This is a genomic window from Planotetraspora sp. A-T 1434 (assembly GCF_025420585.1).
In the GTDB taxonomy this organism is placed as follows: domain Bacteria; phylum Actinomycetota; class Actinomycetes; order Streptosporangiales; family Streptosporangiaceae; genus JAOEGB01.
In genome coordinates this window covers 122,116-137,653 of record NZ_JAOEGB010000014.1, presented here as the reverse complement: position 1 = coordinate 137,653, position 15,538 = coordinate 122,116, and the positions used below count along the sequence as shown (strand labels likewise).

Below are 15,538 nucleotides of genomic sequence, written 5' to 3'. Positions count from 1 at the left end.
TCAGGTGGTCCTTTCGTGGTTGGGGTGGAACACGGTTTTGGCGGCCTCCCACGGGCCGTGATCAGCGGTCAGGACCGCCAGCTGGGCGAGCACCCGCTCCTCCGCCTGCACGTCGACCCGGGCGAGCTTGTACGTGGTCGTGTAGGGCTGCTGGGCGGCCACACGGGCGCGCATCTGCTCCATGAACTCGGCCTGACGGTCCGCGAACACCTCGCGAGGGTCCGGGTCCGCAGGAACCGCGGGGATCGGCTCAGTGAGCGGCTCCTCAACCTGCACAGGCACAACCGGGGCTGTGCCGTACCAAGACGACAGGTAGTCCAGAAGGAACCTCACGACGCCTCCCGCATGGCCCCGCGGGTCACCCGACGGCCACCACCAGACGCCGCAGACTCCAACAGGGCAGCCCAGTCCGTGGAGGCGAACCAGGTCTTGGACATCAGCCGGGCCGTCGTGGACGCCAGGCGCGGCCACGTGCGGACCTGGGCGACGGGCACGTCGTAGTCGTCGTCGCCAACGTCCGGGCAGCACCGGGTGTGATGCGCCTGCCAGCGGGGTGTGTCCGGCAGGCCGAACAGCGCCTCCAGCGACAAGGCGGGAGCGTCGGGGTTAACCTTGTCGTCCTGGCTGGCCATGACCTGGATCATGCTGACGTGCAGGAAACCGTCGCCGTCCGCGATCGCCTGCTGGCATCTGTCGCAGATGACGAGGAGACGTTCCTGGTCCATGGGGGCTCCTTCTCGAGGGGTGGGGGTCATCTCGCGCTCGAGGGCTCGTCGGCGGCCATGTCGGAGATGCGGGCGTAGTGGCCCTGGAACGCCGCCGTGATCGTGGCCGTGGGGCCCTGCCGGTGCTTGTCGACGATCAGGTCGATCTCGCCGCGTCTCGGGGAGTCCGGCTCGTACACGTCCTCCCGGTGCAGCAGGATCACGACGTCGGCGTCCTGCTCGATCGCCCCGGACTCGCGCAGGTCGGCCTTCGTCGGCCGCTTGCTGACGCGCTTTTCCGACTCCCGGTTCAACTGGCACCCGGCGACGATCGGGACCTCGAACTCTTTGGCGAGCAGCTTCAACTGCCTCGAGTAGGTGGAGATTTCTTGCTGGCGGGACTCCACCTTCTGCGAGGTGGACATCAACTGCAGGTAGTCCACGAACACGACCGCCGGGGGGCGGCCGGCGCGGCGCATCGCTGAGAGCTTGCCCCGCAGTTTCGCGACGGTCATCTCGGTGTCGTCGTCGATGACGAAGTGCTCGGCGGCGGCCATCTCCGCGGCGCGCTTGCCGACCCGCTCCCAGGCGTCCTCGTCCAGGCGCTTGTTCAGCAGCGCGTGCAGGTTGACCTTGGCCCGGTTGGCGAATATGCGGTCCAGCAGTTCGTCTTCGCTCATCTCGAGGGTGCAGAACAGGACCGGCTGGTTCAGCTTGAGCCCGACGTGCAGGGCCATGTTGACCATCAGGACGGACTTGCCCATGCCGGGGCGGGCGCCGATGACGATGAACTGGCCGGGGCGGACCTTCACCAGCAGCGCGTCGAGGTCGTGCCAGCCGGTGGTGACGCCGGGCTGCGGCGTCTTGTCCTCGAGCCGGTCGAGGTACGGGTACACCAGCTCGGCGAGAGACCTGCCGGAGGTGTGCTGCGGGACGCCGGCGGCCCGCTCGAGCACCTGGTACGCCTGCGCTGCCACGTCGTCCCGCTCGAGGTCGGTCCGGTAGCCGAGGCGGGTCAGGGCGCCGCCCTCGAGGATGAGGGCCCTGCGGTAGCGGAGGTCCTCAAGCCGGTCGAGGTACACCGTGATGTGGTTGGCGGAGATGACCGACTCGACCATCTCGAGCAGCGTGGCGGGGTCAACGACCTCGCGCTCCTGTGAGCGGCGGTGCTCAAGTTGAGCCTTCACCGACAGCGGCTCAACCACCTTCGACTGGTTGAGCAGCTCCGCGATCGCCTCGAACACCACCTGGTGCGCCGGACGGTAGAAGTGCCGGGGGGTGAGCTTCTCCACCACCAAGGCCGCCGAGTCAGACGACAGCATCGCCGCCCCCAGGCACGCCATCTCGGCCTCGAGGTCATGCGGCAGCTCGAGATTCGTCATCGGCCCGACCTCCGGTCGTCCCCGCCGAGGACCACCGACGCCGCGCCGTCACGCAGCCGGGACGCCAGCCGCTCCCCGAGGGTGTCGCCGAGCTTCCGCACGTTCGACGTGACAATCGTCGGGCGGGCGTGCTGCCACCGCTCGTCGATGACGCCGAACAGGCACTCCAACTGCCAGTCGTTGACGCGGCTCGAGCCCAGGTCGTCCAGCACGAGCAGGTCGACGGCCCGCATGCGGCGGAGATGGTCCCGGTCCGGGGGTGGGGCGATGGCGTCCTGCCACTCGGCGGCGGTCGCGAAGTGCCACGACCCGGCGTACCCGGCGGCGATGGCCTGCTCGAGCACCTCCCACGCGGACCAGGTCTTGGTGCGGCCGACCTCGCCGACGATGACGAGGTTCCCTGCGCTACCGGCGACAAGGGTCTTGCCCCAGTCGGCTATGGGCGGGGCGAGGGGGCCGGCGTCGCGGAGCCGCTCGGGTCGCGCGTTGCGGACGACGTTGAGCCGGTGGCTGATGCGGTCGGCCCGCCACTCGTCGTCGAGGTCGGGCTCGTTGCCGGTCGGCTCGTCGTTGTTGGGGTCGTTGTTGATGGTCACCAGATGTCCTCTTCGGAGATGGGGCCCGCAGCACGCGGGCCGGAAGTGGGGCCGTGTCCGTCGGTGCCGGTGGGGCGAAGCTGCCGCACACCGTTCGCGTTCATGACGCCGTTGACGAAGCTGGCCAGCGTCGAGGGGTGGGCGTTGCGGGTCATCCATTCGGCGACGCCACGGCGGACATGGTCGGGGTTGATGCCCTCGTCGAGCAGGCCCTTTATCTCTTTGCTGAGCTGGCCGATGACCCGGTTTGGGGGTCTGTTCTGGCAGCGGTCGAGCCACTCGCCGATGATCGTCTGGGAGGTGACTGGGTCACCGGCCTGCGGCGCGGCAGCGCCCGCCGAAGGCGGAACGTCTGCCTCTGTTCGGGAAGTACGAAGTACTTCCTCTGTATCTGTATCTGGGGTCGCCTTTGCTTCAGCAGACCCGTGGCTACCGCCTAGCAAGTTGCTAGGCGTTTGCTTCGGATGCCCCTTAGCGTTTGCCGCCTTCCGAGTCCCGCCCTTGCTACCCGCAACCGCCCTCTTACCTTTGATTTCTTCGACTTTGGCGGCAGAGCGCTGGTGCTCGAGGTAGTCGTGGATCAGGTACTCGCCGGCTCCCGGCTGCGGGCATCGGGGGCAGTCATGGCCCGCCTTGTGCCAGAGCCCGACCTCGATCAGTTTCGCCGCGAGTTTCGTCGGCTGCTTGCGATCGGACAGCCGGGACACGACCCCTTCGGGGATAAGCCCGTCGGTGAGGTTGCGCGACGCGTAGGCCAACGCGCAGACGTGCAGCCATGCGGCGTCACCTCCTGCCGCGACGACCTTCCGGTTCTCCGGGAAGCCGTCGTGCAGCTTCAGGTACGTGTCGGCCATCTCTCTCGCTTTCAGGGCATGCGTGGGGTGTGGGGGTCAGGGTGAGGGCGGGGCCTGTAATCGGCCCTCAGGAGGTCTCAGCGCCGCCTGCCGGGCTTGTGGCCGACGTGGAAGCCCCCGTCGCAGTGGGGGCACTCGTACACGGTCAGCCAGTCCTTGAAAGCCCCCTTGCGGACGAGCCGCTGAAGCGCAGCCGCCGCGGCCTCCCGGGAGTCGTGGCGGCGTTTCCCGTCGCACGCGCGGCCCTTGGTACCGGTCTTCGCGGCCATCACGCCGCCTCACCGCCGCTCTGGGCGGACGACGCGACCAGATGAGCGGCCCCCGGTACGGCCTGGGCCATCTCGTGAGCTGGCCACCCCTCAGGGGGTCCGTCCTGGGTGCGCTTCCACGCGTCGACGGCGATCCGGTCGGCAAGGTCGGGTGCGACCATCCGCAGAGACCTGAGCAGGAAGGCCATGCCGTCCAACGCGGTGGCGGCTACGTCCGCGGTAGCGTCCCCGGGAGCCCGGTTGGCATGCCAATCGGCGGCAGCCTCCTGTAGCGAGCGCGCGAGGCTGTCAGCGGTCACCTCAGACGCGACGACCGGATACGGGGCCAACTCGTCGGCGGTCATCACGCCGCCACCCCCTCGGCCGCAACAGGGACCAACGCGAGGCGGTATCCGTACAGGGCCGCCAGGCGGTCGATGTCCTCAAGCCGTGGTTGGGTCCGCCCGGTCTCCCAGAACGACAGCGTGGTGTGGCAGATGTGCAGGTGGACAGCCACCGTTGCCTGGGTCAGGTGGCGGGCCCGGCGCTCGTCGCCGAGCTGGGCAAGGATCGGGTGCGGGATCATGCGGCCTCCTCGGCTCGCTGCGAAGTGGGGGAACCAGTCGGCCGGGAGGCGGCGACGCAGGACTTGCACACGGCCCGCTGCCCGTGCTTGCCGGCCAGGGAGAACTTGTCGCGCGGGCGGACCAGCCAGCAGGCGCGGCACACCCTGCGGTCGGGGTCCTTACCGGTGCGCTCCGCGTGGGTGGTCCCGGCGAGGACATCGCCCGGGTCGGTCCTGGGGGTGAGGGTGGACATCCACGCCCTGCAGTCGGTGAGGACGGGGCAGCCCCAGCAGACCTGGCGGGCGTGGAGCACGGCGGCGGGGTTGTCGGGGCGGGGGTTCATCAGCTTCGCCTTGCCGACGCACGCCCCGAGAGGGAACGTCGGCACGTTCGCCGGGCGGGGCGTGCCGTACACGGAGTTCTTGCCGGTCACGCCGCCACCCCCCGACTGTCGGCGGCGTCCACGACGGCCAACCGGATGTTGAGGGCGGCCAGGTGGTCCTCCACCGTGGCCAGGTACGGGCGGCGGGCGCAGGCTTCGAGCTGCGCGATGGCCGCTTTGGCTGTGCAGCGGAGGTCCGCGACCGCCTTCTGGGTCAGCCCGGCCGCCTCGCGCCAGGTAGCGAAACCGGCGGGGATGTCGTCGCCCACTGCGAGGACGCGGCCGTGGGCGTCCACCGCCACGATCTGGGTGCCGAGGTGGGCGGCCCAAGCGACCACGCTCGGGAAGTGCGGTGACCTCTGGCCGTTACGCCACTGGGAGACCGAGTGGCCGCCCACGCCCAGCGCCTGGGCGAGGTCCACGCCCCTGATGAGCTGGGCGCGGGTGCGGAGGTCCAGAGACTTCACAATGGGGCTGGTCTTGGCGGCCATCACGCCACCTCCTCGGCGTGAAGGACGGCACGGAGTCGGCTGCCGATCCAGTGCCCGACTGGAGGGCTGACGGCGTTGCCGAACCCGTCGACCTGGTCGCGTGCGGAGCCCCAGACGATGAAGGTGCCCTTGTGATCGGCGAAGTCGACGTCGAAGCCACAGCCGCGGCCGACCTCGTGCGAGGCCATCATGCGGAAGTAGCAGTCGTTGAGCGTCACGTTGGCGAGGACCTCGCGCCATTGGGCACGGAGCAGTGCCTCGGGGTCCGGCGCGGATCCGTTCTGCTCGTACCAGCCGGAGAACAGAAGGCCGTGCCCGGCACCATCAGCGACCACCGTGTTCAGCGGCTGATCGACACCTGCTACGCGGCGGTTGGTTCCTTGCCGGAACTGCACCGTCCCGGCGGCGGTGATCAGGCCGGGGATCTGGTCCGACGTGACGGTCGGCATGGCCTCGGCGTGTGACGTCGGGGTGGTGTTCTTCCGGAACGGCAGGACCCCGGCCGAAAGCAGCGACAGGGGTTCCGAGCCGCCCTGGGTGGGGAGCGCCTCATCAGCGCCGCGAGGTGCGCCCTGGAAGTTGTTCACCGCGAGCAGGACCGCTTTCTCGTGCGTGCTCGTGACCGTGTCCATCGGCTGGGTGATGTGCTTGCCGTCGCCGTTGTGCCGGTGCGCGACCATGACCTGTCCGGTCACCAGGGCGGCCGGGGGTGTGAAGAGTGCCTGGGTGTTGGTGGCGGTCTGCGAAGGCAGAGGCTTGCCCAGGTCGCGGGTGCGGCAGTCGGAGCCGGGGCGTTCGTAGGTGTTGCCTGCGGCGGCCATGAGCGCGCCGGTCGAGAGGATCGAGGTTTCCTGCTGGCTGGTCTGCGTGACGAGGGGCTGCCACGGGTGGCGTTCGGACCCGCGCTGGGACTTGGCTGGCATGAGCACGGCGGGGAAGTCGGCGAACCGCTGCCTGCACCGCTCGGCCCTGGCCATGGTGGCTGGTGCGAGGGGGCTGCGGATGATCTCGCCGGTGTTCTTGTCCTTGAACTCGCGAAGCGGTTTGTCGCCGATCCTGCTGCCGAGGTTGGAGAGGTCGAGCGCGTGCAGCGACGGCGCGAACGGGGGGATCACGACACATCGGCAGGAGGGGCACCGGTACTCGTACTGCTTGCCGTAGCGGACGCTACCGGTGGGCGGTATCCCGGTCTTCCAGGTCCATACGGCCTGCACGGGGGTGTCGCAGAAGGAGCACCACGACTCGGGCCGGTGGTCGAGGTCCGGGGTGGGCAGGCGCTCGTCCCAGAAAGCCCAGTAAGCGCGGTCGCGGGACTGCGCGACGTCGAAGAACATCGAGTTGAGGTAGAGGACGCGGTGCTTGTAGCCCAAGATGCCGAACTGCTTGAGCCACCACCGGTACGTGGAACCATCGCCGTACTTCTTGCCCGGCACCGCCGGGCCCCACGAGGTGAGCTCGGTGGTGCACTCGACGAGGATCATCCGAGGGTGATGCTGGGCGGCATAATGCAGCACGCAGTTCGCCGTGGCGCGGTCGCGCTCCGATCTGGTGACGCGCTCCTCGAATTCGGGATCGTCGAGGTCGAAGAGCGACAGGCGCTGCTCGTAGGCTTTCTTGGTGTTGGCCTGCGAGTGGTTCACGCAGCTGACGCCGGCGACAAGGAGATCAGCAGGGGGAAGGTCCCTGGCGGAGTGGTAGTCGGACGACTCCGGGTCGACCAGGTCCGCGATCCAGTGCTCGGCGTGCGGGTGGTTAGCCTCGTGGACCTCGACCTTGTAGGCGTTGTGGTTCGCCGCCAAGATCGTGGTGAACCCCGCGAGCTCGATGCCCTGCGTGAGCCCGCCGAAGCCGGAGAACAGGTCGACAGCGATGAGCTCGTCGTGGCGGAACCGGCGCCGGCGTACGGCGGGGCGATGTGTCGCAACGCTGCGCTGCTGCGAAGGTCGGCGAGTGCTCATCACGGCCACCTCCACTCGGTGGCCAGCCCGTCCGCGAGCGTTGGGTCGGCGGTGACGGCGTCCCGGATGGCCGGGCCAAGCACGGCCCGGTCGTAGCGGGCACGCTGCCAGCGGTGCCACTCCGACTTGAGCATGTGGACAGCCACGAGGGAGCACCCGACGACCGCCCAGACGGCGAGGAAGGCCAGGAGCCCCTTCATGACGGGCTCCCCTCAGGGCGTCGCTGGTAGACGGGTCGCGGGCCCTTCGGCAGGGCCTCCAGCCAGGCCTGGTACTCGGCCCGGACGGTCACGGGCTCAACAGACCAGGGGAGGCAGTCGGTCGGGTGCAGCTCGGCGCGTGTCTTGGCCATCTACGCCACCTCCCCGTCGTCCTCGCCGCCGTCGTCCGGGATGCTGGTGATCCGCTGCACCCGCTCGTCCGTCCGGTCCGCCCACTCCGGGGCGTTCGCGTACGGGTCCCTGCCGACAGGGGCGCGGCCCAGTCGGAGCACGTCCAGCGGCTGCCCGGCGCGGCCCTCCACGTCGGCGACCATCAGCCGCATCTGGGCTTTGGTCTCCTCGTGCTCCTTGTCCATCCGGGCGATCTCCGCCTCGACCAGCACGGCGAGGCGGGCGGCCAGCTCCGAGGAGTAGGCCAGCGTGTCCCCCGTCGCCGTGGCGGCGGGGAGTTCCCTGGTGTCGGTGTTGCTCACGGGGTGTCTCCGTTCTCGGGGTTGTCGGTGTCGGGGCGGGGGCCGTACCGGGGGTCGGCCTCCTGGAGGCCAAGACAGGACTCGCAGGTCCCGCACGGGTCGCCGCTCTCGGTCGGGCAGGGCGGCGGGGCGAACGGGCAGGCGTGGCCCTCCGGCACATGGGAGCGGCACCACTGGCACCACTCGATCGGCAGTACCGGGCCGGTCATGACGCGGACTCCAGCCAGCGGCGCATCCACGGCGGCGTCTCCCCGGGGTGACGCCGCGTCCAGGACGACCCGCGCACCGGCTCCTGCGTCTCCACCTGGTGGGTGGAGCGGCGGCCCTTTGAAACGCCTCTGAGGGCGTCGCGCTGGGTCTTCCGCCACACCTTCGCCTCGGGCCTCATGACGCCTCCCGAGCCCACTCGGCGGCCAGCTCGCACTGGCACGGCCCACACGACCGGCACACCCCGCACTCGGGGCAGGCCATCACCTGGCCGTGAGCGCAGCAGTCCTCGCCGACACCGGGGGCGCGGCCGTACTCCTGCAGGGTGACCCACCGCCCATCAGCGGTGGGGTAGCGCCAGCCTTGGCCGGCCACGGCGACGGGGACGTCGGCCGGGTCGATGCCGGTCTCGACGAGGTAGCCGAGGCGGTAGGCGGCTGCGCGGTTCTTCTCGACCCAGCCGTGGCAGCCGGTCGTCCCCGAACCGTCCAGCAGGATCAGGTTCTCGGCGGTGTTGCCGCCGCCGCGTCCCCTGGGGAGGCGGTGGTGCAGGGAGTCGCCGTCGCGGGCGGTGGGCTTGCCGCAGCGGACGCACCGGTTGCTGTCGCGGGCTTCCACGAGGGCGCGGAGCTTGTCCGACGGGCCGGTCTGCTTCGTCGGGAAGCGCAGGTGCCAGCCGCGCATGCACCGCTCCACGTCGATCGGCAGGACGCTGCGCAGGCCGAGGGTGTGCATCCGGTCGAGACGGCGCTGAGCCTCCTCTCGGGTGGCGAACGTCTCCCGGTTGCAGCAGGACGGGACGCGGGTCTTCACCGGTCCTCACCCGCCTCGATGGCCGGGCGGAACAGTTCACCGATGACCGGCTGGAGTTCCCCGGACGCCCAGGCCGCCCACACGGCCTCGCGGGCGCCGGGGGCGGACGTGTAGGCGAACTTGCCGGTCGGCTCCCCCCGGGTGATCTCAGCGACCTTGATGCGGGTCCCTGCGGCGTCCTTCAGGTAGCCGTTGACGTCGACCCGCTTGAACAGCTTCTTCAGGTGGTCGTCGTTGATCCGCATGTGCAGCAGGTGCGGCATGTGGTCGCGGACGAACGTCAGCAGGGCGGGGTCGGTCAGCGCTTCCGGCTTGAGCTGCTCCTCGAACGCGTCGGGGTTGTCGTTCGCGACGATCGCCGCGATGGCCGACATGTTGAACTTCCGCTGCGCCGGCCCGGCGAGGATGGCGACGTCGCCCAGCTCGGTCCCGTCCGGGAGCGCGACGTTGAGGGACTTCGCGCCCTCGCTGATGCGGAGGTCGGCGAAGACCGGTTCGGCTTCCTTGCGGAGGTTCTCGTGGGCCTCGGCGGCGATGTCGGCGAGGACGCGGGACGCCGCGACTTTGAGGGCGTGGACCTTGGCGCTCACGCTGCGGCCCCCTTGTCCTGGCCCATCTCGGCCTTGAGCTGGTTGACGCGGTTGGCGACCCGGTCGGCCTCCGGACGGGTGATCTCGTCGGCCTTGAGGGCGGGGCCGATGGCCGACCACACCTTGCCGAGGTCGGTGACGGTTGCGGCGTCCTCCGCCTGCTGGAGCAGTTCGGCAGCCTTCGGCGACAGCTCCGTGTCGGGCTCGTCACCGGGCTTCATCGGGGTCAGGTCCCGCACCCTGGCTGTGGTCGGGTCGCACTTCAGCAGGTCGAAGACGAGCCGCTCCAGCGAGAAGTCGTGGATCGGCTGCGGCTTGTCCACCCCGGGCCGGAGACCGGCGTGGACGGAACGGGCGCCGACGACGAGGGGGGCGTGGTCGCGGGACATCCGCACCCACACCGACGCGTCGAAGCACAGGTTCTTGTGGCCTTCGACCTTGTAGTCCTTGGACCCCTCCACGGGGCGGCCGTTGGAGTCGAGGGAGGCGACGTCCTTGCCGCGGGCGGTCATGACGACGACGCCGGGGAAGGTCATGAGGACGGTCATCAACCGGCGGTGGCGGGCGGTCGCGTCGTTCCACAGGTTCATTGGGACCTGGATCTCCGCGTGGGGGTCCTGCCGGAGCCGCTTCTGGTTGGTCTGCGACCCCTTCGCCCGGTTGGCCGCCCAGTCCTTCAACATGTCCCACTCGGCGGTCATGGAGTCGATGACCAGCACGACGGGGGGTTCGCCGGCGTCTGCGGCGCGGCGGGCTTCGTCGCGGACGGCGACGACGGAGGCCATGATGTCGGCCCAGGTGCCGTCGTGCTCGATGACGAGGTAGCGGGCGCCGGGGATCGCACCGTACTCGTCGGCGGCGCCCTCGCTGAGGTCGAGCCAGTAGGTCTGGCCGACCTTGTCGGAGGCGGACAGTTCGGCGCACGCCCAGGACTTCCCGGCCTTCTCGCCGCCTTCGAGGAGGATCAGCGGCCACGGGACGGCCCCGGTCGGCTTGCGGGTCTTCAACGTCACGGGTCGTTCCTTTCGGCGTTGTAGATGGCGTCGTCCCAGGCGTCCATCAGGTGTTCGGCGGGGTTGGACGGGTCACGCCACACGGGTCGGGGGCGCTGGGCGGCGGCGGGGGCGATCGGCTGGGCGGTCAAAGTCCCCCCTCACGCAGAAGCCGGGTGAGCTCCTGCTCGGCGCGCTTGTAAGCGGCGGCCCGCTCGGCGTCCCGCACGGCCTGGACGGGGTCGTCCAGCTCTATGTCCGTGATCAGGGCGTCGGCGGAGGCCAGGTAGTCCCATGCGGAGGGGCCATGGTCGGGTGCGCTCACCGGGCACCTCCCGCGTGGTCGTGCTCCGCCATCACGTCGGCCGTCAGGCCGGCGCACTCGGAGGACCACACGCCGTTGTGGCGGACCACCGGGACATCTGCGTCGCACCGGCACGGCCAGCACACGGCGGGGCCGCAGGGAAGACGGTCCCGGTCCACGGGCTGCACCGTGACCTTGCTCCACCCGAACTGGTCGGGGGTCTTGGGCTGGTCGAGGACCAAGCCCAACGATCCGTGGGGGCGGATCAGGTCGCCCCGGGTGAGGTCGGCGAAGGCGGTCATAGCGCACCCGCCCCCGGACTGCTCGGAGTCGGCGGCGCGGGCAGCGGCGATCAGCAAGTCACGGGCCATGCCCGCCTGCTTCACCCGGTCGTCGAACGCGTCGTACATGGCCAAGTCGATGGCCGCAGCGGTGTCCACGTCGTGGAAGTCAGCGATCAGCGCGGCCAGCAGGCCGGTACGGAGGGACAAGCCCTCGGTTTCGGCGGCGGCCAGGGTCTTGAAGACGCGGCCCACGCGGTTGGCGGCGTGCTGGGTGGACGTCCGGGCGGGATCTGCGATGATGGTCATCAGTCCCGGCTCCTTCCTCAGTCGAAATTGGGTTGTTGAGCTGGGCGGTTTTCGAGGTCCTCGCTGGCGGCATCCGGCGGGGGCCTCGCTCGTTCACTGGCTAGGCCGCGCTCTCTTCGACCGCCTCGGACGCGCGGGCCTCTGCGGCAGCGACGGAACGGCGGATCGACGGGCCGAGCAGCGCGGCGATGCGGGTTCGCTGCGAAGGTGTGAGCGGTGGGTCGTTCTTCCCGTCCTCCCACCCGGCCTGGAAGCACTCCTGCGGGGTCCGGCAGAGGCGCGCAGGCTTCCGCTGAGGAGACTTGGTTGTCACTTGTGAGCGATCCGGATTGATCTTTTGAGCGCTCATCAGGCAGACTCTCGGGTGACTTCGCCCGCCGATGTCAAGAGCTCGTTAACAGTGCAGTTGAGGACCTCAAGAAACGCGTCCAGCACGTCTGGGTGCGGCAGGTTCTTGCAGCTCTCCGCTCTCACTACCTGGAACCGGGAGACAGGGGTGCCGTTGTCTGTGCAGCGTTGCGCCAGCTGTTCCTGGGTGAGCCGTGCCCGCCGTCGGGCTGCGCGGAGTCGCCTTCCGTCAAAGGGGAGGTCGAGTAGAGGTGTTCGGGCCATGAGCGCACATTATCGCTCATCGCTAATGAGCGCTAGTGACCGCTCAAGATTTTTCCCCTCGGCCGAGCTTCATGTGTGCCGACCAGCCCGTGTGCGCTAATGTGCGCTTATCTCTGAGCGAGGGAACATGCTGATGACCGCCACCAGCAGCACCGACCGCCTCACCGAGGCGAGTAGACGGGCACTCGACGCCCGCATGCACGACCTCCGGCTGCTCTACAAGGACGTCGCAGAAAAGGCCGGCATGTCGGTCGCCCATCTGCGCCGCATCCTCAACGGTGACCAGCCCATCAGCCCGGCCAAGGCCGCAGGGCTCGAAGACGCCCTCAAGCTCCAGCGCGGGGCGATAGCCGCCCTCCTAGCTGGTGAGCCCCTTGCCATCGTGGGGGATGCCAGGGACCAGGGCCACGGCAAGAGCCTCGCCCAACTGCTCGTGGAGCGCGGCCTGGCCAAGCCCGATGAGGTAACTCTGGTCGACGAGGTCATCGATCCCGGCATCTGGGAAATCCTGGACATGGGCGAGCTGTCTGAGGCGGCGAAAGACAACTTCCTCCGGGCGTACATGCTGATGCGCCGGTCGATTTTCGATTTCGATGCCCTGCGCGCTGAAACCAAGAAGCCGCGAGGGTAACCCTCGCGGCTTCATGCCCTCGATGCCTGCGTCAGTTACGGACGATGGGGAACGGTCCGGTGTCGGACCAGAACCGAGATTGAGCCTTGTCCATTACCGCTGTCGCTTGCCCCCTCGCCAGCGCTTCCACCACCCGCTCCACGGTCTGCTCCTGCGCTTGCGCGGCGTGGTGCGCTGCGGCGCGTTCCATCTGTTCCCCGAGCGCGGTCAACCCAGCCGTTAGGGCGGCTTGCATTTGCTCGCTGTGACGCCGGGTTTCGGCGCGGATCGTCGCGATAACCAGTGGTACGGCTGCGGTGACGCACATGAGCGCCGTGGCTTCCGCGCTGAGGAAGTCGTAGTCGGCGAACCCCTCGATCGCTAGCGCCGCCACGGCGGCGAGTCCGATGGTGATGAGGATCCCGTTGGTGAACCGCCCCATTCCTGATGACCTTTCCCGGACCACGGCGATGTGGCCCTTCTAGCGTGCGGCCCGTACCCCCCGGGCGATAGAGCTTGACACTTTAGTTCTCAACTACTCGCACCAAAAGGCGCACTGGGGGCCGATATTTCTTGATCATCAGCGTTAGGCCGCTAAATTTGTCACCGGGCGAATGGCGGGTTACGGCCTGCGCAGGTCGAGGCGTCAGTATGTTCGGATTGGCCCGTTATGCCGCGCCAGTCTAGGTAAGTAAACGGTGCCGTTCAAGTTAGGCATAACTGGGCGTCACGACCTCGCAGAGCCACAATGGGCGGCAGCAGACACAACTGGGAACCATGTCTCAGAGTGTCCCCTTTTGTTGATGACAGCGGGACATTGATCCACTACTATCCGGGAAACACGCTGATCATACGGCGAGGACTGATCGGCCACACGATCACATGTCCGACCCCCCGGGCGTGATCGTGTGGTCCCGAGAGGGGAGGGGCGGCCCCGGGCAGTCAAAGTGCCCGGGGTCGCCGTCCCGGCGGCGGAGGGAAGGTACCCGCCCAGCTCATTTCACGATCAAGGCTTTCCGGTCCGCCGGCAGCACCGCGACCTCCCGGCCATCACGCTCTACCACGAGGAGTGGCACCCCCGGCGTCATATCCAGCTGCCGCATCTCCTCATCGGTCGGCATACGGGCGATGATCCGGGCGCCTTTAGTCACCGGCTCGTCGTCGCGGTCGAATGTCTCGCGAACCTGGCTGCCCACGCCCCGGATGGTGACAACCTCACCCGTTGAGCGCAAGACCGCCAGGGCGCTCCGGACCGTTTCCCGGCCGACTCCGTGTATCTGGATCAGGCGGTTTTCTGAGGGCAGCAGCGAGCCCGGCGGGTACTCGCCCGCCTTGATGTCCTGCCGGATGAGGCGGATCAGTCGGCGGTACGCAGGCTCGTATACCGTCACGATCTTGGACCCTAGGGGCCGCCTATGCCCCTATGGCCTTATGCCCCTGTCCCCCTAACCCCATAAGTGCCTCTGAACTGGTATTACGTGCGTCAGCCGTCCACCGGCTCCAGGTGGACACTGCCCGGGTCGAACCCGGGACCCCGCCACGTCGCCGGCAGCACCACCACCCGGAACAGCGCCTTCACCGTGGCCGCCCGCACATCGAGCGGCGTCTCATCCCACTGCTCAGCGGTGATCCCCGCCATCCGGGCCAGCAGCCGCTGCCGGGCGTTCGACGCGTGCCGGGACCGCAGGTCCTGGATCCTCCGGTTGGCCTCCGTCAGTTGGCCGGCCATCACCTCCGGGTCCAGGTCAGGGTGGTCCAGCAGCTTCGCGAACTTCGCCTTCAGCTCGTCCCGGCGCCGCTCCAACGCGACAATGTCCGCGGCCACGCTCGGCTCCGCGGCAAGGAGCTCGTCCATCAGCGCAGGATCGCCGAGCCGGCCGACCACGCGGCCCGCCACGTACCGGTCCAGGTGCTCGACGTTCCTTGACACAGGCGCCGGGCACTCGCGGTTCCAGCAGTAGTACAGGCGGGTGTCCTTCCTGTTCCGGCCGCCGGACGGTTTGGTCCGCATCGGCTTCCCGCAGCCGGAGCACTCGGCGATCCCCGACAGCAGGTACTTGCGTTCCCGGCCGGCGTACCCGTGCTCTTGGGCGCTCTGCCGCATGACGAGCTTCACGTCTTCCCACTCCTCCATGGTCAAGATGGGCTCCCAAACGGCCTTGTGGAGCGTGCCGTGATGCTCGACCAACCCGGCGATCCGTGGGGAGACGAGCAGGTTCTTGAGCGACTTCCCCACCCACGGCTTGCCCTGAGAGGTCGTGGAGCGCTCATTCATCCACCGAATCACGCCACCCTGGGTTTGCCCCGCAATCAGCCTGCGGGCGGCCTCACGGAGAATCTCAGCCTCTCCAGGGACCATCTGGGTGGTGTCGTACAGCGGCTTGCCCGTCCGGCCCAGCTTCCCGGTAGGGACGCCGTACCCGAACGGGCGCTTCCCCCCGCCCACCGCACGGCCGGCCTCGGCCCGCGACTGCCAGCCACGCCGCACCCGGCGGGAGGTGTCGGCCGACTGCTTACACGCCTGAGCGGCCTCGATCCGAAGGATGAACCGGTCGTCCTCACTCATCAGGTCCCGCACCCCGGACACGCTGGCGAGGTGCAGGTGCCGGTCGTCGGCGAGCTTCAGCAGCAACTCCAGGTCCCACGGCTGCCTGATCAACCTATCGCCGTGGTAGACGAGGACCGCGTCGACCTCCCGCGCTTCGATGACCTCCAGGAGCTTGTCCCACCCGGGACGCTTGCGGTTCCGCTGCCACGCGGACCGAGAGTTGTCCTTGAAGATGTACCGCTCATCGACAGGCCAGGCGAGGCGGTCGGCCAGTTTCCGGCAGTCGTCCTCTTGCCGCTCGACCTTCTCCAGAGACCCGTCGGGGGCGTAGGAAAGACGGCAGTAGATGGCCGCGTTTTGGACCTGGTTGAGCATGCCGGAGAGTATAGGTGTTTAA

At 68.8% G+C, this 15,538-nt stretch carries 27 protein-coding genes; 1 reads left to right on the top strand and 26 read right to left on the bottom strand.

The genetic code is table 11. The annotated features are described in order from the left end of the window. From N5079_RS19660 to N5079_RS35590, 23 genes are all read right to left on the bottom strand, one after another. Positions 1 to 333, bottom strand: a complete 333-nt coding sequence (locus tag N5079_RS19660) for a hypothetical protein (RefSeq protein WP_261585391.1) — start codon at positions 331 to 333, stop codon at positions 1 to 3. Beyond that, the gene (locus N5079_RS19655) at positions 330 to 725 is read right to left on the bottom strand and encodes a hypothetical protein (RefSeq protein WP_261585390.1); all 396 of its coding nucleotides are present in this window, start codon (positions 723 to 725) and stop codon (positions 330 to 332) included. The genes N5079_RS19660 and N5079_RS19655 overlap by 4 nt, the downstream gene beginning before the upstream one ends. A gap of 26 nt (positions 726 to 751) precedes the next feature. Next, on the bottom strand, positions 752 to 2,086 hold the full coding sequence (locus tag N5079_RS19650; protein WP_261585389.1) for a replicative DNA helicase: 1,335 nt from the start codon (positions 2,084 to 2,086) through the stop codon (positions 752 to 754). After that, positions 2,083 to 2,682 (bottom strand): ATP-binding protein, encoded by a 600-nt coding sequence (locus tag N5079_RS19645; RefSeq protein ID WP_261585388.1) that lies wholly within the window; start codon positions 2,680 to 2,682, stop codon positions 2,083 to 2,085. Before N5079_RS19645 ends, N5079_RS19650 begins: the two co-directional genes overlap by 4 nt. Then, on the bottom strand, positions 2,679 to 3,536 hold the full coding sequence (locus N5079_RS19640) for a hypothetical protein (RefSeq protein WP_261585387.1): 858 nt from the start codon (positions 3,534 to 3,536) through the stop codon (positions 2,679 to 2,681). The genes N5079_RS19645 and N5079_RS19640 overlap by 4 nt, the downstream gene beginning before the upstream one ends. Positions 3,537 to 3,613: 77 nt before the next feature. After that, positions 3,614 to 3,805: a hypothetical protein gene (locus N5079_RS19635; RefSeq protein ID WP_261585386.1), complete on the bottom strand. Its 192-nt coding sequence runs from the start codon at positions 3,803 to 3,805 to the stop codon at positions 3,614 to 3,616. Then, positions 3,805 to 4,149 carry a hypothetical protein gene (locus N5079_RS19630; RefSeq protein ID WP_261585385.1) on the bottom strand — a complete coding sequence of 115 codons (345 nt, stop codon included), beginning with the start codon at positions 4,147 to 4,149 and terminating at the stop codon, positions 3,805 to 3,807. The genes N5079_RS19635 and N5079_RS19630 overlap by 1 nt, the downstream gene beginning before the upstream one ends. Next, the gene (locus tag N5079_RS19625; RefSeq protein ID WP_261585384.1) at positions 4,149 to 4,370 is read right to left on the bottom strand and encodes a helix-turn-helix domain-containing protein; all 222 of its coding nucleotides are present in this window, start codon (positions 4,368 to 4,370) and stop codon (positions 4,149 to 4,151) included. Before N5079_RS19625 ends, N5079_RS19630 begins: the two co-directional genes overlap by 1 nt. Continuing rightward, positions 4,367 to 4,783, bottom strand: coding sequence for a WhiB family transcriptional regulator (locus N5079_RS19620; RefSeq protein WP_261585383.1), 417 nt, complete (start codon positions 4,781 to 4,783; stop codon positions 4,367 to 4,369). The genes N5079_RS19625 and N5079_RS19620 overlap by 4 nt, the downstream gene beginning before the upstream one ends. Next, the gene (locus N5079_RS19615; protein ID WP_261585382.1) at positions 4,780 to 5,223 is read right to left on the bottom strand and encodes a helix-turn-helix domain-containing protein; all 444 of its coding nucleotides are present in this window, start codon (positions 5,221 to 5,223) and stop codon (positions 4,780 to 4,782) included. The genes N5079_RS19620 and N5079_RS19615 overlap by 4 nt, the downstream gene beginning before the upstream one ends. Further along, a complete protein-coding gene (locus N5079_RS19610) occupies positions 5,223 to 7,181 on the bottom strand; it encodes a DNA cytosine methyltransferase (protein ID WP_261585381.1) in 1,959 nt (652 codons plus the stop codon). Before N5079_RS19610 ends, N5079_RS19615 begins: the two co-directional genes overlap by 1 nt. Then, the gene (locus N5079_RS19605) at positions 7,181 to 7,381 is read right to left on the bottom strand and encodes a hypothetical protein (RefSeq protein WP_261585380.1); all 201 of its coding nucleotides are present in this window, start codon (positions 7,379 to 7,381) and stop codon (positions 7,181 to 7,183) included. The genes N5079_RS19610 and N5079_RS19605 overlap by 1 nt, the downstream gene beginning before the upstream one ends. Continuing rightward, positions 7,378 to 7,533, bottom strand: coding sequence for a hypothetical protein (locus N5079_RS19600; protein ID WP_261585379.1), 156 nt, complete (start codon positions 7,531 to 7,533; stop codon positions 7,378 to 7,380). Before N5079_RS19600 ends, N5079_RS19605 begins: the two co-directional genes overlap by 4 nt. Beyond that, the gene (locus N5079_RS19595; RefSeq protein ID WP_261585378.1) at positions 7,534 to 7,875 is read right to left on the bottom strand and encodes a hypothetical protein; all 342 of its coding nucleotides are present in this window, start codon (positions 7,873 to 7,875) and stop codon (positions 7,534 to 7,536) included. Then, a complete protein-coding gene (locus N5079_RS19590; RefSeq protein WP_261585377.1) occupies positions 7,872 to 8,084 on the bottom strand; it encodes a hypothetical protein in 213 nt (70 codons plus the stop codon). Before N5079_RS19590 ends, N5079_RS19595 begins: the two co-directional genes overlap by 4 nt. Next, positions 8,081 to 8,263: a hypothetical protein gene (locus tag N5079_RS19585; RefSeq protein WP_261585376.1), complete on the bottom strand. Its 183-nt coding sequence runs from the start codon at positions 8,261 to 8,263 to the stop codon at positions 8,081 to 8,083. Before N5079_RS19585 ends, N5079_RS19590 begins: the two co-directional genes overlap by 4 nt. Then, entirely contained in the window at positions 8,260 to 8,895 is a 636-nt protein-coding gene (locus N5079_RS19580) for an HNH endonuclease (protein WP_261585375.1), read from the bottom strand. Before N5079_RS19580 ends, N5079_RS19585 begins: the two co-directional genes overlap by 4 nt. Then, a complete protein-coding gene (locus tag N5079_RS19575; protein WP_261585374.1) occupies positions 8,892 to 9,485 on the bottom strand; it encodes a hypothetical protein in 594 nt (197 codons plus the stop codon). The genes N5079_RS19580 and N5079_RS19575 overlap by 4 nt, the downstream gene beginning before the upstream one ends. Next, positions 9,482 to 10,498, bottom strand: coding sequence for an ATP-binding protein (locus N5079_RS19570; RefSeq protein WP_261585373.1), 1,017 nt, complete (start codon positions 10,496 to 10,498; stop codon positions 9,482 to 9,484). The genes N5079_RS19575 and N5079_RS19570 overlap by 4 nt, the downstream gene beginning before the upstream one ends. Then, positions 10,495 to 10,629, bottom strand: a complete 135-nt coding sequence (locus N5079_RS19565) for a hypothetical protein (RefSeq protein ID WP_261585372.1) — start codon at positions 10,627 to 10,629, stop codon at positions 10,495 to 10,497. The genes N5079_RS19570 and N5079_RS19565 overlap by 4 nt, the downstream gene beginning before the upstream one ends. Beyond that, the gene (locus N5079_RS19560; RefSeq protein ID WP_261585371.1) at positions 10,626 to 10,802 is read right to left on the bottom strand and encodes a hypothetical protein; all 177 of its coding nucleotides are present in this window, start codon (positions 10,800 to 10,802) and stop codon (positions 10,626 to 10,628) included. Before N5079_RS19560 ends, N5079_RS19565 begins: the two co-directional genes overlap by 4 nt. Then, positions 10,799 to 11,371: a hypothetical protein gene (locus tag N5079_RS19555; RefSeq protein WP_261585370.1), complete on the bottom strand. Its 573-nt coding sequence runs from the start codon at positions 11,369 to 11,371 to the stop codon at positions 10,799 to 10,801. Before N5079_RS19555 ends, N5079_RS19560 begins: the two co-directional genes overlap by 4 nt. Before the next feature lie 348 nt (positions 11,372 to 11,719). Further along, entirely contained in the window at positions 11,720 to 11,983 is a 264-nt protein-coding gene (locus N5079_RS35590) for a helix-turn-helix domain-containing protein (protein WP_410007808.1), read from the bottom strand. Positions 11,984 to 12,116: 133 nt separating this feature from the next. Between N5079_RS35590 and N5079_RS19550 the strand changes: the two genes are divergently transcribed. After that, the gene (locus tag N5079_RS19550) at positions 12,117 to 12,614 is read left to right on the top strand and encodes a helix-turn-helix domain-containing protein (RefSeq protein WP_261585369.1); all 498 of its coding nucleotides are present in this window, start codon (positions 12,117 to 12,119) and stop codon (positions 12,612 to 12,614) included. A gap of 31 nt (positions 12,615 to 12,645) precedes the next feature. Here N5079_RS19550 and N5079_RS19545 read toward each other — a convergent pair whose 3' ends face one another. From N5079_RS19545 to N5079_RS19535, 3 genes are all read right to left on the bottom strand, one after another. Further along, positions 12,646 to 13,035: a hypothetical protein gene (locus N5079_RS19545; RefSeq protein WP_261585368.1), complete on the bottom strand. Its 390-nt coding sequence runs from the start codon at positions 13,033 to 13,035 to the stop codon at positions 12,646 to 12,648. 553 nt (positions 13,036 to 13,588) lie between these two features. Then, positions 13,589 to 13,984 (bottom strand): GntR family transcriptional regulator, encoded by a 396-nt coding sequence (locus tag N5079_RS19540; protein WP_261585367.1) that lies wholly within the window; start codon positions 13,982 to 13,984, stop codon positions 13,589 to 13,591. Positions 13,985 to 14,076: 92 nt separating this feature from the next. Beyond that, on the bottom strand, positions 14,077 to 15,516 hold the full coding sequence (locus N5079_RS19535; RefSeq protein ID WP_261585366.1) for a recombinase family protein: 1,440 nt from the start codon (positions 15,514 to 15,516) through the stop codon (positions 14,077 to 14,079). Positions 15,517 to 15,538: the final 22 nt, after the last annotated feature.

What these genes read in the sequence shown, in the direction of transcription:
- N5079_RS19655 (WP_261585390.1), bottom strand. Translation starts at nt 725, where the DNA reads ATGGACCAGGAACGTCTCCTCGTCATCTGCGACAGATGCCAGCAGGCG.
- N5079_RS19650 (WP_261585389.1), bottom strand. Translation starts at nt 2,086, where the DNA reads ATGACGAATCTCGAGCTGCCGCATGACCTCGAGGCCGAGATGGCGTGC.
- N5079_RS19640 (WP_261585387.1), bottom strand. Translation starts at nt 3,536, where the DNA reads ATGGCCGACACGTACCTGAAGCTGCACGACGGCTTCCCGGAGAACCGG.
- N5079_RS19635 (WP_261585386.1), bottom strand. Translation starts at nt 3,805, where the DNA reads ATGGCCGCGAAGACCGGTACCAAGGGCCGCGCGTGCGACGGGAAACGC.
- N5079_RS19630 (WP_261585385.1), bottom strand. Translation starts at nt 4,149, where the DNA reads ATGACCGCCGACGAGTTGGCCCCGTATCCGGTCGTCGCGTCTGAGGTG.
- N5079_RS19625 (WP_261585384.1), bottom strand. Translation starts at nt 4,370, where the DNA reads ATGATCCCGCACCCGATCCTTGCCCAGCTCGGCGACGAGCGCCGGGCC.
- N5079_RS19615 (WP_261585382.1), bottom strand. Translation starts at nt 5,223, where the DNA reads ATGGCCGCCAAGACCAGCCCCATTGTGAAGTCTCTGGACCTCCGCACC.
- N5079_RS19610 (WP_261585381.1), bottom strand. Translation starts at nt 7,181, where the DNA reads ATGAGCACTCGCCGACCTTCGCAGCAGCGCAGCGTTGCGACACATCGC.
- N5079_RS19605 (WP_261585380.1), bottom strand. Translation starts at nt 7,381, where the DNA reads ATGAAGGGGCTCCTGGCCTTCCTCGCCGTCTGGGCGGTCGTCGGGTGC.
- N5079_RS19600 (WP_261585379.1), bottom strand. Translation starts at nt 7,533, where the DNA reads ATGGCCAAGACACGCGCCGAGCTGCACCCGACCGACTGCCTCCCCTGG.
- N5079_RS19590 (WP_261585377.1), bottom strand. Translation starts at nt 8,084, where the DNA reads ATGACCGGCCCGGTACTGCCGATCGAGTGGTGCCAGTGGTGCCGCTCC.
- N5079_RS19585 (WP_261585376.1), bottom strand. Translation starts at nt 8,263, where the DNA reads ATGAGGCCCGAGGCGAAGGTGTGGCGGAAGACCCAGCGCGACGCCCTC.
- N5079_RS19555 (WP_261585370.1), bottom strand. Translation starts at nt 11,371, where the DNA reads ATGACCATCATCGCAGATCCCGCCCGGACGTCCACCCAGCACGCCGCC.
- N5079_RS35590 (WP_410007808.1), bottom strand. Translation starts at nt 11,983, where the DNA reads ATGGCCCGAACACCTCTACTCGACCTCCCCTTTGACGGAAGGCGACTC.
- N5079_RS19550 (WP_261585369.1), top strand. Translation starts at nt 12,117, where the DNA reads ATGACCGCCACCAGCAGCACCGACCGCCTCACCGAGGCGAGTAGACGG.
- N5079_RS19545 (WP_261585368.1), bottom strand. Translation starts at nt 13,035, where the DNA reads ATGGGGCGGTTCACCAACGGGATCCTCATCACCATCGGACTCGCCGCC.
- N5079_RS19535 (WP_261585366.1), bottom strand. Translation starts at nt 15,516, where the DNA reads ATGCTCAACCAGGTCCAAAACGCGGCCATCTACTGCCGTCTTTCCTAC.